This is a genomic window from Paenibacillus sp. FSL H8-0537 (assembly GCF_038051995.1).
Lineage (GTDB): Bacteria > Bacillota > Bacilli > Paenibacillales > Paenibacillaceae > Pristimantibacillus.
This window is the reverse complement of record NZ_CP150290.1, coordinates 896,266-911,891: the sequence shown is the minus strand read 5'-3', so window position 1 is coordinate 911,891 and position 15,626 is coordinate 896,266. Positions and strand designations below refer to the sequence as shown.

The window sequence follows — 15,626 nt, the reverse complement described above, 5'->3', positions numbered from 1 at the left end:
GTCAGGGTACTGCTCTGTCTCCAGAATTGCTAGGGCTTCCATTCCATCAACATATGCATCCCTTGCTCCTCCACCATGTGAAACCCAAGTCTTTCGTATAAACGCTGTGCCACATTGCCCTGCATCACATGCAGTTGAATAGGCTGTTTTCTATCGGTTGCTTCATTCTGAAGCTCCTTCAGCAAATACGTGCCATAGCCGGAATTTCGAAAAGCAGACAGCAGTGCCACATTAACGAGTATCATTTTATCCACCTTGCGAACAAGCGTACAAACTCCGATTTGGAAATCATCCTTCATTACTATATAGTTCTCTGCATCTGGATACTGTGCCTCATAGGAGCGCTTCTGTAAATCATATTGCATGCGAAGAAAGGCCTGTTGAAACGATTCCTCCCAGCCCCATGCCCCTACTTCTTCCTCTCGGGTGCTCGCATAAACGCGATATAGAAATGAATGATGCTTCTCCTCTGCCTGAGCCATATGAAGCCTGCCTGTAAGCAACTGCTACCGCCTCCTACATCAACCAGAAATCAAATTCCATTTTTAACTATTCTACATTCATATTTACATTCCTTCTTAATATTCGACATTTTATTGTAAATATAGATTTTATTGATTTTAAATTGAACTTCAACCTAAATTACGATGACATAGACTCCTAAACATATAAGAAAGTGCCCTGATTTCTAATAGAATGAGCTCGCATCGTTGATGAGGATTGGATCATTGAAGACCTTGTCCTTTGTTACCGAAGATTAGGCATAATTCAAGTGCCTAATCACAAGCAAGCCGTTGTATTACTAGTAGGATGAAAAAGTATGTTAGAACAAAAAGGACCAACCAGATAAAAATGGTTGATCTCATCATACGAAAGCGAAAATATATTAGAAAGGGATAGACTCTGAATAAACGATTGTATAAATTTTCGAAACAGTTAATATAGTTGGGTAATTTATCAAAAAATCATTCAGACTTACTGATTCTGTTATCTGTCTATTTGTAATAATCTCACTAAGATGCGTATTAGTATCTGGAGTTATAGTTGCATCTAGAAGGATCATATCAAATGGCTTAGAAAGACCTTTAAATAATATCGAGAGTTCATTATAACTGTTATTAATCTCTCTAATAAAGTCACAAGAGCACTGTCTGTGTATAAGGTAATAATGTTGAGGTACAGTAACATTGAGATATTCATTAATTTGGTCTAAATGGATATCATGTTTTTGTTGGTAATGAGTTAATGTGCTTGAGGGTATTTTATCATTTGTAGCTATATGTAGAAAGAAACACAAAATTCATTCCACCTCCGATGAGTGAACCCAGTGCGTAACTCTAGCACTGGGTTTGAAATTATTTATTAACCCCGTTATCACCAGAAAAAAAGAACCCCTTGATTTCAAGGGATTCTCTATAACCTTCTCTATAACCTACTCTATACCCAACCGCTATCCATTCGGCATTCGTCTTTCCACTATCCCTCCAGCTTACACATCATACTCCAGCTGCTTCCGCGCCTGTACGATAAAATCAAGCGGCGCCGGGATCGTCTCGGGATCATATTGCAGCGCCCCGATCTTCAAGCTCAGCTCCACCTTGTATTTACTTGAAAACTCGGCAGAGTTGAACTCCTGGATTTTATGCCGCAAACGCTCGATGACGATATTGGCCCCTTGGCGGTCTGTGAACAGCAGCAGTCCCCAAGTCGGATTATCCTTGCTCAGCATATAAATCGAATCATTTGTCCGAATACTCGTCTGGCTCATCTGCGAAAGCTCAAAGATCGCTTCCGTCATCCGTTCCTCGCTGACCATCCGCCGTAGCTCATCCCAATATTTCACGTTCACGACAAGCAGCGTGAGCGGAATTTGATATCGAGTGGACAGCGCCATGAAGACGGCGGCGTCATTTTGGAACGAGCGGCTGTTGCGCAGATTCGTATTTTCATCCATCGTCGCCAATCGGCTGTTTGTTTTATTGAGCTGTTCATTTTCCGTTTGGAGCTGTCGGGCCGATAGCGTAAACATCCATGTCACCAGCGTAAACACCGGCGTCATGACGAGCCAGAAGTAATTGCCGCTGCTGATCGTATCTCCCCCTACTAGCGTTCCATACAACGTGTAGGTACCGAAGCCAAAAATAAAGAGAATGTTGAGAATCAGCCCCGTCGTCACATTCGTGAAATACGTTATAATCGCAATCAGAAAAGCGACATTTAGAAAAATAATATTTTGCAAATAACGGTCAGGATCTCCCGCTGTAAATACAATGCTAATGAAGCTGACAACGATGAGCAGCAGAAAGCCGGCATCGGAAATAAGACTGCTCTGATTACGCCTCATCGCGCTCACCCCGTCTTCTGCGATATTTGCGAGCCAGGAAGATCAGTGATACGAGCACCAGCACCATGACAAGCGCTGCCGCGATCACGAAGCTGAGCACATCGGTGCGCTCCATCACATTGCTAATGACGGAGGATTGCTCCGGCTCGGTCTCTTTTTTAAACCGAAATGCGTTTATATTGCCGTCCTTGTCCGTCGATACGCCATCGCCGAACACCTTCCATACCGTCCCTTGGCTGGCGACCAGCTTGGAGGCTAAATAATAATATTCCGAGTCTGCCCCGGTAACGGCGAGCAGGCCATGTCCCGCCTCATACGGAGAATCAATCAGCTGCAAGGTCCCGATGCGCTTGCCATAATCGGAGTCAATGCTCATTTTCTCATTGGACTGCAAGCCTGCGCCATTCGCATCATATTTGAAGTACAGCGCATCATTATGATCACGAATGACCTTATTGCTTTGGAAGGTACCAATCGCAATGATATTTCGGGCTTTCAACACATCAGCAGCAACATCATCGTTATAAAAGAGAACGTCTCCCGTATTGCCCTCCACATATTGGCCTAGTAAATTAAATAGGTTGGCTACTGTACGATACGTATAGGAATCGCGCTCCTTCGGCAGTACAACCGCTACCTGATTAAATGCGCCATCCCGCAAGAAAGGATACGGATAATTGTTGAACAACAGCTCCGTCCGATCCTTTGTATTCAATTGGAGCAGCGAATCCTTCGTCACAAAGGCCCATGGCATTTGGTTCTGATCTTGCACACAAACGGCATTTGAAAGCTCTAGATCAAAGGCGACAACGACAGAGAAGTTGCCGGAAATATTCAGATTTTTGGGAATTGGCAATGTAATGGAGTCTCCATTAGCCAGCTCCTCCGTCAGCTTCTTGCTGCCGATTGGTGTATTGTTGATGAGCACAGTCATCATTGAACGATCAAAATCCAGGTTTTTCGCATAGCGGAAATCGAGGCTGATTTTGCTTGCGTCAGCGATGGAACGGTTGGCCGGCAGCGAAACAAAATAAGCTTTTTCCTGATGGCGCGGCCCCTTCAGCTCATCGCCTGCTTCGGTCAATACGACATTGCGGCTAATGTTGACCACAGGCGTCGATACATCCGTACTCTCGTCAACGATTTTGCGGTCGCTATCGAGCTGGGCCATTAGTGCCTGATTCGCCACAAGGCGGCTCGCCTTCACCAGCAGCGCCTCATCCTTCGCGGTCACAACGAGCGTCCATTGCTCGCCTTGGCGCACGAGCTGAATTAAGCCTTTGCCGTTCAAATCAGGCGTGCCAACGGCTGTTTTCAGCCCGCTTGGGAGCTGATCATACAAAGCAACAGCCGTTACGAGCTTTTTGCCCGAATAATATTCATCATCGAAGGCAAGCAGCGGAATCGTCTTGTCCTGAAGCGTATTCGCCTTGGCAAAGCCCGACAGCGCATAGACCGCCGCTTCCAGCTCGGAAGGTGCTGCCTGCTTCGGCACTGCAATGGTATTCAAGCTTTTGCTTCCCGTATCAAGGCCCGTAAACCGCTCATTAAAATCACGGATGGAGCCGTCCAGCGGCTTGCTCACATAACGAACATCGACGCTTGAGCTGCTGTACAGCTGCAGCCAATTGTCCCGCGCCTCGTTTGGCGAGCAAATTTGATCATTGACGATCGTCTCGATGCTTCCTACTGTCGACAGCGTGTTTGTGCCTTCCGCCAGCAGCTCGCGCGGAATCGTTACGCTAAGGCGCTGCTTTTTCTCCACTGCGCGGTCTGGGCGGAACGAATAAAAGGCTACGCCGTTAATTGCCAAGGTGACGCTGGAACGGTCCTTGTCGGCCAACTGCGACACCATATAGTCAACATTGACGGTGACGCTGCTTACATTCCAATAAGACGGTATTTGAAAAAAGTCCTGGCGCGTCGCCATTACACCCGACATGGATGTGTCGGCTGTAATGAATGAAATCTTATAGCTTTCTGTGCCCGGTGCCTCTGCTGCGTTTGCCGTAGTTGTTCCAAGCTGGCCGAACTGGCCCAGCAGCATCGCCATACAAAGGAAGGTAATGACGAATATGCGTATTTTCATGATGCTCTCCTCCAGCTTTAATAACGTTCGGTTTTGTACCATTTTGCTTCACGCTTAAACACTAAATCCTTGAGGTAGGTATACAAGCCGTAGGCGGCAACAACCATCCACATTTGGCAATAGGATACGTACATCAGCATAATAATCCATACATTGGACAGCCTTAGCTCGCCTTTTTCCGTTGTTAGCGTAATATAAGTGCCTACTATAAACAGCGTGACCGCCAGCACCCAGAGGAAAGAGCTGAATCCAGCAATTGTCGTATGTACATAACCTAAAGCGTGAAGAATCAGCAGCAGATCCGACATAACGAGCGACGTAAGCAGAAGAAAATAAATCGATAAAAAATATAAAATATCAAAGCGGATATTCGTTGCCGAGCGGTCAAACAGCAAGGGGATATTTTTCACAATGACATAAATATTGCCCTTCGCCCAGCGCGTCCGCTGCTTGAACCATACCTTGACCGTTTGCGGCTCCTGCTCCCAGGTGACGGCCTTCGGCTGAAACTTGATTCGGTACCCCATCATATAAATGCGGAAGCTGATCTCGGTATCCTCGGCAATCGCCTTCACATCCCAGCCGCCAATCCGCTCGACGATATGACGCCACATTATGAAGTTCGTGCCGGGTATCGTGCAAAGCTTGAACAGCTTCCATCTGCCCGCCTGCGCCATCCATTGGAAGGAAAGCGTCTCAATGTTAATGAAACGGGTGAGCAGATTCGTATCGCGGTTGCGTGTGCGAAACTTTCCGATGACCGCGCCCAGCGTATCATCATTCGTAATTTCACCGACCAGATAGCGAAGCGCTGTGCGCTCCGGCGTATTGTCCGCGTCATAAATGGCAATCAGCTCGCCGCGGCTCTGCTGGAAGCCAATGTTGAGCGCATTCGACTTGCCCTTGCCGCCTGTAACCTTGTCGGTGTTGATAACCATTAAATTGCGTCCTGCGTATCTGGCTTGCACCTCGGCAAGCAGCACGGCGCTGTTATCCGAGGAATTATCGTTAATGACGATAATTTCGTAGCGGTCATGCGGATAATCGAGCGCCAGCAGCGATTCGACCGTCTTCGTAATGACCTTGCCCTCATTGTGGGCCGGAACCATAATGGTGACAAAGGGAGTCTCCCCCTTGATTTCCGGTACAGGCTTCCCTTCGCTCTGGATATAAAATAAATAGCCGGCGATAATCAGCACCACATTGACGAGCAGGAGCGACCAAATACAGATAACGGCAATCAACATGAGGATGTCTGCGAGTGTCATAGCTGTCTCCTTATTTGAAGTATTTGCGTCTGTATAGTCGGTATCCGATCATAAAGAGGAAGCCGAATATGAAGAGCGACACCATAATAATGACGATAAAAATTTTATTTTGCACATTAAACAAGGTGGTAAAGCTTACCGTTCCCTTATCCGCGTATTCATAATCAGAGCTGACCTGCCGCAGCGCATCATTCAAGGCTACGGCTTGACCATTAATGGTCAAGCCGTAGCCTTGCGAAAGGATGACATGCGCCTCGGTCCTTACCTCGTGGCCTTGTTGCTTATAATCCGCGAAGGTCATCCAGCTCTCGGTAATACTGGCGAGATCGGCGCTCAGCTGTGCTTCATTTTCAGCAAAATCATACGTCAGTGCCGTATTCATCGGAAGCGGCTCCCAAGCCTTGCCCTGGTGTTCAAAGCCTGCTAGAAAGCTCGGGCTTATGCTGTAAAGCGATGAGGCGAAGGGCTTGGAAACGTTCGTCTGCGAGCGGTACATCAGCTTCTTATTAGGCAGCAGCACCGCCGAATCGAAGAAGCCCATGCCGTCCACAGCGTATTCCTTGTCGTAGGACCAATACATTTCCGCCCCCATGCCGAGCGGGGCAATGCCGTAAGCGGCTAATACGTCAATGAAATAGGTCATCTTCATTTTGAGCGTCTGGTCATTTTGACCGATGGTTGAAGCTACGACAGGCGCATTGACCAGTACAGTGCCGTTTCGCGACTGCACATATTTTAGCGCCTCCAGATAGCGCTGCATCGCCGGAAAATCCGAATTGTTGAATACCGGCTGGACGCTAATCGCAAAAGGAATGCCGGCATCATATAATGTATCGGCCATCCCGGCCAAAAGCGTTAAATCCGAAAACGGGTATATTTCCTTAAAAAGCAGGTAGGTTTGCCCCGGCTCGGCAAGTCCAAGCCAATCCTTCAGCACATACGACATCGCCAGCTCGCTCAAATTCCCCTTCTGAAAATAAGGCACATACGCAGCATGCTCATTCCTCGCTGCGTAGGGAGAATTCCCGTTCGCCCCATCATTTTGCTTGGGAGTAAAGCTGCCGTATGCCTCGGCTTGAGGCTCGCCCGTCGCCATCTGCATCACGATGTACGGAGTATTCTGCACACGTACCGCCTCATCCGAGAACGGGCCAATCGCAAGCCGCATCGTTTCCTCGCTCGGCGTTTGTTCAATGGCAATATGCAGCGCTTCCTGCTGCCGGGCGGGTAATTCCTCTCCAATATGAAAATAATCCCCCCGATAGGCTCCCCTATCTTGAACAAAAGCGGCGTTCGTCAGCTCCATATCAGCTGCATTGCGTACTAGAATCACCTTGCTGTACGGCTCCAGCATGCCGCCTGAGTAACCGTCTACAGAGAGGAGTGTGACCTCCGCTCCGAATGCGGCAAGCTGCTGCTGCAGCGCCTCTACATTGCCAGCCTTTGTCGTGCCAAGAGCCAAGCTGTCATAGAGCAGCAGCACACGGATCGGCTCCGCCTCTTTATCTGCGGCAGCAGCGAGAGAAGAAGTGGAATAACCATAAAGCAAACAGAGCAACAGCAGCAGGTTCAATAGCGTTTTCGGTAATGGTTGTCTACATTTGCTTTTTTTCACCTTCTCACCTTCCCAGCCTCTCTACATGTATTTCGTTTGGCGAATCCTGCTCCTGCTCGCTATGCCATAATCTGCGACGCACACCGTCAGCGATGACCAAAAACGTAATGAGATCAAAGGCTGCGGTGAACAGAAATTCATGCTTGGCCAAATCGGCGTCCCCCGCCCCGATAATCGAGACGAAGATGCCGGATAAGCCAGCCAGCATCATCATGACGATGAGCGGCAGGCGCGAAGCCCGCCTTAGATTGCGCGCCTTGATTGCCGCTACGAAAGCCGGCATATATACGCCAACTACGACAATCATCCAGATGACGATGAAGCCGAAGGTTTTGGGCGCAAGCGCCTCTTTCAGCAAGCTGTAGCCGGAGAAAAAGACCGTCTGCTGGCCGAACGGCTTGCCAGCCGACTTTTCATAGTTGCCCATCGCCGCAGGGCGGATGCTGAACGCATTTTTCGCTGCCAAATTCAGCATGCTGCCAGCTTGATCCGGATGGCTGATATAATAGCCGACAATCGCCCCAAAGCCGTACTGGCTGTAAAAGTTTTCCTCCAAAATCGGCGAATCCACATCCACCGTCGTAAACGGCTCATAATAAATGCTGTCCTTTAAAATCGCATATTGCTTGTCCATGCCGAGCGCCTCTAAGGCGCCTTCCGGATCATCCGAGCCCATCAGCACCCCCCGCGTCATCGCATGGTATTTGTTAATGTTGACGAACTCCTTCGGAATGAGCACATACGTTGCAATGCCCGCAAGCATCAGAACAGTGAGCGATGTCAGCATTAGCACGCGGAACGTTCGCTTCACATGGATGAACAGGTAGAACAGGCCGATGACGGCAATAATGACGCCAACCGGGGCATTTTGCTGCTTGCTCGTCGTAAGCAGGAAGCCGCTGACCGTAAACACGGCGAGCATCGCGTAATCATTGTAACGACGGCGGTAAAGCAGCAGCCCTGAGGCAAAGACGAGCATCATCATAATGAGCACGATGCCTTCGCTGAAAAAAGAGTTGAAAAACGCCGTATATCCGGTGTCGCCAAACATAAAAATCGCCAGCAGTGCGATGATATAGCCGTATTTACGGGCTATTTTCCAAGTCAGGCTCTCGACGAGCAAATAAATCGCAATGACGTAAAGAATCGTCAATATAGCCGCCTGAAAACGCACATCGAACACCTGGCTGCTGGCCAGCAGCGTATTCAGCGCAACCGACAATTGAATAAACCATGACTGTGAGGACGTAAAGGTTGTCCCATTTTCATTATAATATTGCAAAATGCCAAAATTCTTTACAAAGTGGCCGAGATATTGGCTGTCATAATCAGGAGCGTTAAAGTATAAACCGTTGCTGTACAAAATACGAAAAAAGTCCCCGTTGTCTGCCATCCCAATATACGGTGGCGTGAACAAGGCGATGACGGTAATGATGAGCACTGCTAATGCCGCGAAGCTGGCAGGCGAAAGGTATCGGCTGAATAAAGCGTAGGCTCGCCGAGCGTAGTGCTTGGCCCTGTCTAATAACATGTTGGGCGCCTTCTTTCTAAATATCGTTTATAAATTTGGTGAAAAAGGATCATCACTGCGTAAAAGGTTTGGCTTACGATCGCTGTTGCCATTGGATTTCTTACTTGAATTAAAACTGATTTAGCTGTAGAAATCCAATGCCAAATGCGAACGCTACCGCTTCTCCAGCTCAAACCTTTCACTCCGCTTGCCTTTATCTCCAAAGTTTCTGCTAAGGAAAATTATTGAAAAAGGCTTTTAGTAAGTGTAAGCAAGCAAAGCCATTAGGTTGTCGAAGGAGTAGGCCTGCTGAGCAGCCGTGTCGCCAAAGCCGCCGAGCAGCGGGCTTCCGACCTCCTCGATCTGGAACTCATTCATTTTGCCAATACTGTCGGCATAAAGGGTCTGATCCCCAATCACGGAGCCAATCATCGCTGTAATGGCATAGATGGCCGTCGAGCGCGTGTCCGTTGTGGCTGCGCCTTCCTTCGTGTATTGGCCATAAAGCGTACCCGCCTTAACCCTATCCTTTATGTATCGGATGCTTTCGGCTTTTTCTTCACCCATTTCGGCTAAAATAAGCACAGTCAGCAAAGATTCCACCATATTGATATGATCCGAGCTGTATTTCCCCTTGCCATAATCATAGCGGGTCTCATAAAAAGGAAATTCATCCGTTAAATAACCGTCCTTAATGATTTTCTCCATATTAGCGATCAGCGTTTGCCGCTCCCCCGCCTCAATAGGCAGCAGTCTCAGCGTCTTCAAATCGATGTAACACAGCGTAATAAAATCATTCGTTATTTTGTACGTTTCATCATAAAAATCATACAAATAGCCATTTTTCACATTATGCTCGTAAAAACGCATGCCGAAGCTCTCGGCTTCCTGCTTATAGCCTTCATTTTGAAAAACGTCGCCAGCCTCATACAGCGCCCGAATGATGCGCAAATCGTCAACCGCCGCGTTTAGCGTATAACGCTTCTGCAGCTTAGGGCTGAAGCGGTAGCTGAAAGCCGTCTCCATATTAAAGGTTTGCTTGGCGCGGGTCCACTCTTCCTCAAAAGCAGCCTTTTGCTGCGTTAGAGCCTTATAGCGCATCATAAGCCCCGCCGACTCGCTGAGCATTTCATGCCCCGTCGTCAGCTCCGCATTTTGCTCCGTGTCCTGCAAATTCGTATAAAAGCCAGCCGTCCCGGACAGCTTGGTCGTTATAAAATGATACAGCTTCTGCCGCTTGTCCTGCATTTGCAGCTTGTCTCCAAAATGCTGCTCTGGGAGCAATGCTGCTGTAGGCGCATCCTGTGGCGATTCCGAGGAAGCTGGCAATGCAGATGGAACTGGCTGCTCCGAGCGTCCACATGCCGTCAACAATAACACGAACGTTATAGCGGTTAAGATCACTTTTCTCCCCGAACCGCTTGCTTGTATTTTACGCATCTATCTGCCTCGTTTCTCTGAATCCAGTCATTTTTTTAAAACATCTGGTCGACATCGTCTGGGTCTAGGTTATCCCACGCTCCCATTATGTCCGCTGACGCCGGATTAAAACGATATTTTGCCAAATCCAGCTTGCCCTGCGCACTCACCTCGATGCCCTCTTCCTCCAAGCGAGACCGCTGCTCCATATTCCCCTCTTCACTCGGAATGGCGATTTCGCCCTGCGCATTGACAACCCGGTGCCACGGCAATTGATGAATACTGCTCTGAGTATGCAAAATCCGCACGACCTGGCGTGCCCCTCTGCGGCTTCCCGCAAGCTCGGCGATTTGCCCATAGCTCATAACAGCACCTGAGGGAATGCGTTTTATGATTTCAATGACTCTTTTCGTAAATGGCTGCATCATGGCCTCCGTTAGAAAGCTTATTTTTCTTTTGAAAAGATTGTAACATGTTTCAGCATTCGACTGGTTTCTACATTTCTTAAAATAACTTGCAAGCCCTATATTTCAAAAAGTTTTGCCGGATCGCTTGACTTGGAGCTGACTCCAAGTTGTACGCTAATGCCATTAAGAGCAGCAGCAACGGATAGCTGCTGAGATGGTTCAACCATATAGAGGAGGATCCATGATGAGGAACAAACCAATAGATGTACAAACAGCGCTTATCACAGGCGCTAACAATGGAATTGGACTTGAATTGACTCGCAGGCTGCTTGGAGAAGGCTGGCATGTCGCCGCGCTCATTCGTTCCGATTTTCTAGAGGATGACGAGGAGGTGCAAGCTGCTCTGCGCAAGGGCCAGCTCCGCGTGTATAAAGCCGATTTAGCTGATTTTGCAAGCTTAAAGCAGGCACTGAAGCGAATGAAAGAAGCAGAAGCAAAGCTTGATGTGCTTTTCAACAATGCTGGAGGAAGCTTTTCGGAGCTGTCCATGACCAAGCAAGGGCGGGAGCAGCATTTTGATTTGCAGACAGTCGCGCCTTATGCCGTCTTTATGGAGCTGAAGGAGCTGCTGAAAAAAGGAAGCTGCAAGACGATCGTTAATACGTCGACCAGCTCTTTCAAAACCTTGAGGAAATTCGACTCGCAAACGTTGGAGCGCCCAACGGAATTCAAGAAGCTGTTCGGTCCCTACTCCACCTCCAAGCTCGCTCTTTCCTTGTGGACAAAGGAGCTTGCCCCGGAGCTTGCAGCTGAAGGGCTTCGCATCATCAGCGTTGACCCGGGCGGCAATAATACGATTAGAAAAGGAAAAAAGTCCGGCCTGCCTTTTTATATAACGCCAATCATGAAGCTATTTTTCCCACATCCGAGCAAAGGAGCTTCCCTGCTTTATGAAGCAGCAATCGGCAAGGAGAAGCTTGCAGCGCCCGGCTCTTATCTTATAAATGGCAAAGCAGCCGAGCTGAAATTCACAGACCAAAGCGCTAAAGTACTGAGCCTCGTCAGCTCGATTTATGAACGGGAGTTTGCGAAGCCCCAGTAACAATAACTTTAACGGCAACGCCAACGCCAAAGAGCAGTAAAGAATCGAGCTGTAATAGCTTTATATAGTTGATATTTAATCAGATGAAATATAAGATGCTTTTAAAAGCCCAATTAAGAGCGGTAAACTCCTAATTGGGCTTTTGGCGATATTCGTTATTAGGGGGTATTATCGCTATTTCACCCACTCTATTAGCTCATATTTTTCATAATATGTAAGTGGGCTATATTTCTTTATAATATAATACCGTGGCATATAGGTTGCCATCGCCTGAACGAGCGAATTTCGGAATACGCCCCGCTTCAGTAAAGCCCAGCGACTGGTACAAAATATTAGAAGGCGCTCCTTCTAGCGTATCCAAAATGAGCAGGCTTCGTCCTTCCGCAACAGCCCGCTCCTCCGCTTGCTGCATCAGCAGTCTGGCAATGCCTTTGCGCCGCTGCTGGGGCTGCACCATCATTTTGGCGATTTCCCCACGATGGGTCGCATTTTGCTTTTGCGCCAGCTGAAGCTGTACGGTACCGACAATTCGCTCTCCCTCCTTGGCAACCCACAGCAATGTGCCCGGCTCCAATACGCCCTGCCAATAAGCTTTGGCATCCTCCCTGCTAAGGGGCGGCAGGAAGCCGATCGACGCTCCATCCTCTACGACCTCGACAATGAGCCCGACTAACTCCTCTAACGTATGCTCATTCAGTTCTGTCAGCTCTTCTACTCGCAATGATTGGCCCATGCCCTCAGCTCCTTTTCTATCTCTGCTTCATCTTCTCTAGCATATCCAATTTCTGTTTTAAGCTCAATATTCGTATTTCGATCCAAGCCCCCAGTAGTCGTCATTGTAATTCATCGAATAAATCTTCAATGCCGCGAATAATTTCTGTAAAGACCGCATCGGAGATGTCCGATACTACGATGCCAATAGACAGCGTTTTGTGTGACTTTAAATTTTCAAGCTTCAAAACAAAAAGTTGGCGAAACGCTTTTCCTTTAGGAGGCTTAGGATGCAAAAAATAAAGCTTTTTTCCGGCACATCCAATCGCAAGCTCGCTGAGCAGGTTTGTTCATTGCTCGGGCAGCCGCTTGGCGATGTGGCCATTACCCGACATCAAAGCGGGGAAATTCACGTTTCCTATCAGGAGCCTATTCGCACCTGTGACGTCTTCATCATTCAAGCGATGTCCCATCCGGTCAATGAGCATTTGGTGGAGCTGCTTGTGCTCATTGATGCTGCCAAGCGTGCTTCGGCCAATAAAATTAATTTGATCCTGCCCTATTATGGCTATGCCCGCCAAGAGCGAAAAACCGCTCCCCGCGAGCCAATTTCGGCGAAGCTGGTCGCCGAGGTGCTGACGACTGTAGGCGCCAACCGCATCGTAACGATTGATCTGCATGCCGATCCGATTCAAGGCTTTTTCGAAATTCCGGTTGACCATTTAACCGCCCTCGATCTTATTATCCACCATTTGAAAAGCAAAAATATTAATAATCCGGTCGTCGTTTCTCCCGATGCAGGACGCGCCTCAACAGCGGAAAAGCTTGCGGGCGAGCTGGATTGCCCGTTCGCTATTATGATCAAAAACCGCCCCGCTCACAACCAGACGGAAATAACGCATATTATTGGGGATGTAGCGGGCAAAACGCCTATCATAATTGAGGATTTGATTGATACCGGAAATACAATCGTCAATGTCGTTAATGCCCTTAAGCAAAATGGCGCTGAGAATGCTTATGTTTGCGCTACGCATGGACTTTTTTCGGGAGGGGCCCACAATTTGCTGGCCTCGCCAAATATCAGTGAAATCGTCGTCACCGATACGATTGCGATACAGGAGGAGCATGAGGCTTTTGGCGAGAAGCTTGTCATTTTGCCAATAGCTCCGATTATCGCTTCTGCCGTTCAAATTATTATTCAGGGCGGCTCCATCGATACACAGGTTAACTCAGGCAAGGTTTAACATCCGAATACATTTTTCAGCAATCATAGATCCCAATCGTCCTATTTGGTTTGATTACCGCATACGAATGGGGCCCGCTGCCGTAATTCGCTGCGCGATTTCTTCCGCCTGCAGCAATGTCGACAAGGGATCGGATAAAAAATATTTACTCCACTCTAGATTTATCACTTCACAGGTCGACACTTTATCCAGCTCATGCCGCAGTATTGAATGTGTAGCGGAGCTGCCATGCGGACTATTCAGCATGAGCAAATAGTCGCCAAGAAACGCGCTAATTTCCCTTCTGTCTATTTGGGCATATTCAAGCCCCTGTTCTATGATTTCACGCCGCACTTTTTCGGCAGGCTTAAATCCCAGCAGCTCATAGACAGCTCTGCCGCCACGGCCCTTGCTGTTTCCTATCAGGTCGACGTGCTCGCCCCAATTCGGATCAGCTATTGTAAATGTACGCCCAGGGGGAACATATTTGCTTACATGATTGCGTATTATAGTTGTCCGCCGCACGAACTCACTTAGCCATGCAGCCGCTTCCTCTTGTCGATTTAAAATATGGCCCATCGCTTGCATTTCCTCCGCTATTGTCTGGTACGCTCCGCTTTGATAAACAACCGTTGGCGCAATGCGGGCATACGAGGCGTATGCGCCGGGGTCCCAGGTAATAATCAGGTCTGGCTCCAATGCCAGAACCTTTTCCAGCGAGATGTGGTTATGATTGCCGATATTCACAGCCTCCGCATTCGTATAGGGCTCAAGCCACTTCTTGCCCCCGATAAGAGAATACGGCGCTCCTAGCGGTGTAACCCCTAACGCCAAAACATGGCCGATATCCCAATCCACCACTACCCGGCTCGGCGTAGCCGGAACCTGAATGCTGCCCATTGGCGTAGCAAGCGTTCTTGCACTTGGATTGTTGTTTCCCCGAATGACTGGCTCTTCACTATTCGCTCCTAGCCATACCTTTACAGCTGAATCAAGCTCGCTAGCTCCTATTTCGAAGGTTGGTCCGTATTTTCTAAGCTGCTCCCTATAATGCTTGGGAGAGATTCCGAAATTCTTTTTAAAATAACGGCTCAATGTGAAACCATTCGCGTAACCGACCTGCTCAGCAATATTTTGCAGGGTTGCTTCCGTTTGTCTAAGCAGTCGCGTTGCTTGAGCCATGCGAATTTGAGCCAGCACACGTCCTGGGCTCATATGAAGCCGATTATGGAACAGTCGGTTTATATAACGGGTACTGCAATTAAATGCAGCTGCTACGTGCTCAACAGTTAGCGACTCCTTATAATGCTCTGCAAAATAGCCAATGATTTGCGTTGTTCGGTCAAGACCTGAGGCTAGTGCGCGATGCTGCCGTATTTGCTTCAGCAGCTCGTACAGCCATTGATAAAATTGGGAAGTCAATTGGATACGCTCCAAATAATCAATGTTTTCCCATTGCCTCTGCAGCTGCGCCATATGCGCCAAAAGCGGTGAAGGATAGGATAGCTGCATGCCAAAGTGGGCATTCAAATCCGCAGCATCCACGGGCAAAGGCCCCACAAACATATATACAACCCAATAAAGCTCTATCGCCTCATCGGCTATGACGCTTAGATGCGCCCCTTGGCTGCCATGAATGGCATAGCAGGTGTCAACCCTATGCATCTCTTGATCCAGCCATATGATTCCTCGGCCGCGCATGACAAATAAAAAGGTGTTGGATGGACATATTTGGGAGCTAGGTGCCTGGTTAATCTCATATTCATAACGCCGGACATCCAATAGCCGGACTGGCCTATTGTCCCACAGCGCTGCATATTGCTCTATATCCATAAGAAAGCTCCTATCGTTAGCATTAAAACGGGCGTGCATCCTCATCATATATGATAACGATTCTCAATACAATCTTTAGTCAAGTTCCGAAACGGGTATGCTCTC

12 protein-coding genes are annotated in these 15,626 nt (G+C 48.3%); 2 read left to right on the top strand and 10 right to left on the bottom strand.

What is annotated here, in order from left to right:
• Window positions 1-29: 29 nt before the first annotated feature.
• From MHB80_RS03795 to MHB80_RS03760, 8 genes are all read right to left on the bottom strand, one after another.
• On the bottom strand, window positions 30-503 hold the full coding sequence (locus tag MHB80_RS03795; protein WP_341280921.1) for a GNAT family N-acetyltransferase: 474 nt from the start codon (window positions 501-503) through the stop codon (window positions 30-32).
• Between the two features lie 986 nt (window positions 504-1,489).
• Window positions 1,490-2,344, bottom strand: coding sequence for a diguanylate cyclase (locus MHB80_RS03790; RefSeq protein WP_341280920.1), 855 nt, complete (start codon window positions 2,342-2,344; stop codon window positions 1,490-1,492).
• Window positions 2,334-4,433: a cellulose biosynthesis cyclic di-GMP-binding regulatory protein BcsB gene (locus MHB80_RS03785; RefSeq protein ID WP_341280919.1), complete on the bottom strand. Its 2,100-nt coding sequence runs from the start codon at window positions 4,431-4,433 to the stop codon at window positions 2,334-2,336. Before MHB80_RS03785 ends, MHB80_RS03790 begins: the two co-directional genes overlap by 11 nt.
• A 17-nt stretch (window positions 4,434-4,450) precedes the next feature.
• Complete coding sequence (locus tag MHB80_RS03780; protein ID WP_341280918.1) at window positions 4,451-5,701, bottom strand: glycosyltransferase; 1,251 nt, start codon at window positions 5,699-5,701, stop codon at window positions 4,451-4,453.
• 10 nt (window positions 5,702-5,711) lie between these two features.
• Window positions 5,712-7,316 carry a hypothetical protein gene (locus MHB80_RS03775; protein ID WP_341280917.1) on the bottom strand — a complete coding sequence of 535 codons (1,605 nt, stop codon included), beginning with the start codon at window positions 7,314-7,316 and terminating at the stop codon, window positions 5,712-5,714.
• Window positions 7,317-7,320: 4 nt separating this feature from the next.
• A complete protein-coding gene (locus MHB80_RS03770) occupies window positions 7,321-8,847 on the bottom strand; it encodes a hypothetical protein (protein ID WP_341280916.1) in 1,527 nt (508 codons plus the stop codon).
• A gap of 237 nt (window positions 8,848-9,084) precedes the next feature.
• On the bottom strand, window positions 9,085-10,266 hold the full coding sequence (locus MHB80_RS03765; protein WP_341280915.1) for a hypothetical protein: 1,182 nt from the start codon (window positions 10,264-10,266) through the stop codon (window positions 9,085-9,087).
• Between the two features lie 35 nt (window positions 10,267-10,301).
• Entirely contained in the window at window positions 10,302-10,670 is a 369-nt protein-coding gene (locus tag MHB80_RS03760; protein ID WP_341282854.1) for an MGMT family protein, read from the bottom strand.
• A gap of 226 nt (window positions 10,671-10,896) precedes the next feature.
• On the opposite strand from MHB80_RS03760, the gene MHB80_RS03755 reads away from it, so the two are divergent.
• Window positions 10,897-11,754 (top strand): SDR family NAD(P)-dependent oxidoreductase, encoded by an 858-nt coding sequence (locus MHB80_RS03755; protein ID WP_341282853.1) that lies wholly within the window; start codon window positions 10,897-10,899, stop codon window positions 11,752-11,754.
• 223 nt (window positions 11,755-11,977) lie between these two features.
• On the opposite strand, the gene MHB80_RS03750 is transcribed toward MHB80_RS03755, so the two are convergent.
• Window positions 11,978-12,487, bottom strand: coding sequence for a GNAT family N-acetyltransferase (locus MHB80_RS03750; RefSeq protein ID WP_341280914.1), 510 nt, complete (start codon window positions 12,485-12,487; stop codon window positions 11,978-11,980).
• Between the two features lie 268 nt (window positions 12,488-12,755).
• Between MHB80_RS03750 and MHB80_RS03745 the strand changes: the two genes are divergently transcribed.
• On the top strand, window positions 12,756-13,709 hold the full coding sequence (locus tag MHB80_RS03745) for a ribose-phosphate pyrophosphokinase (RefSeq protein WP_341280913.1): 954 nt from the start codon (window positions 12,756-12,758) through the stop codon (window positions 13,707-13,709).
• Between the two features lie 54 nt (window positions 13,710-13,763).
• On the opposite strand, the gene MHB80_RS03740 is transcribed toward MHB80_RS03745, so the two are convergent.
• Window positions 13,764-15,521 carry an AraC family transcriptional regulator gene (locus tag MHB80_RS03740; protein WP_341280912.1) on the bottom strand — a complete coding sequence of 586 codons (1,758 nt, stop codon included), beginning with the start codon at window positions 15,519-15,521 and terminating at the stop codon, window positions 13,764-13,766.
• Window positions 15,522-15,626 lie beyond the last annotated feature (105 nt).

What these genes read in the sequence shown, in the direction of transcription:
- MHB80_RS03790 (WP_341280920.1), bottom strand. Translation starts at nt 2,344, where the DNA reads ATGAGGCGTAATCAGAGCAGTCTTATTTCCGATGCCGGCTTTCTGCTG.
- MHB80_RS03785 (WP_341280919.1), bottom strand. Translation starts at nt 4,433, where the DNA reads ATGAAAATACGCATATTCGTCATTACCTTCCTTTGTATGGCGATGCTG.
- MHB80_RS03780 (WP_341280918.1), bottom strand. Translation starts at nt 5,701, where the DNA reads ATGACACTCGCAGACATCCTCATGTTGATTGCCGTTATCTGTATTTGG.
- MHB80_RS03770 (WP_341280916.1), bottom strand. Translation starts at nt 8,847, where the DNA reads ATGTTATTAGACAGGGCCAAGCACTACGCTCGGCGAGCCTACGCTTTA.
- MHB80_RS03765 (WP_341280915.1), bottom strand. Translation starts at nt 10,266, where the DNA reads ATGCGTAAAATACAAGCAAGCGGTTCGGGGAGAAAAGTGATCTTAACC.
- MHB80_RS03760 (WP_341282854.1), bottom strand. Translation starts at nt 10,670, where the DNA reads ATGCAGCCATTTACGAAAAGAGTCATTGAAATCATAAAACGCATTCCC.
- MHB80_RS03755 (WP_341282853.1), top strand. Translation starts at nt 10,897, where the DNA reads ATGAGGAACAAACCAATAGATGTACAAACAGCGCTTATCACAGGCGCT.
- MHB80_RS03750 (WP_341280914.1), bottom strand. Translation starts at nt 12,487, where the DNA reads ATGGGCCAATCATTGCGAGTAGAAGAGCTGACAGAACTGAATGAGCAT.
- MHB80_RS03745 (WP_341280913.1), top strand. Translation starts at nt 12,756, where the DNA reads ATGCAAAAAATAAAGCTTTTTTCCGGCACATCCAATCGCAAGCTCGCT.
- MHB80_RS03740 (WP_341280912.1), bottom strand. Translation starts at nt 15,521, where the DNA reads ATGGATATAGAGCAATATGCAGCGCTGTGGGACAATAGGCCAGTCCGG.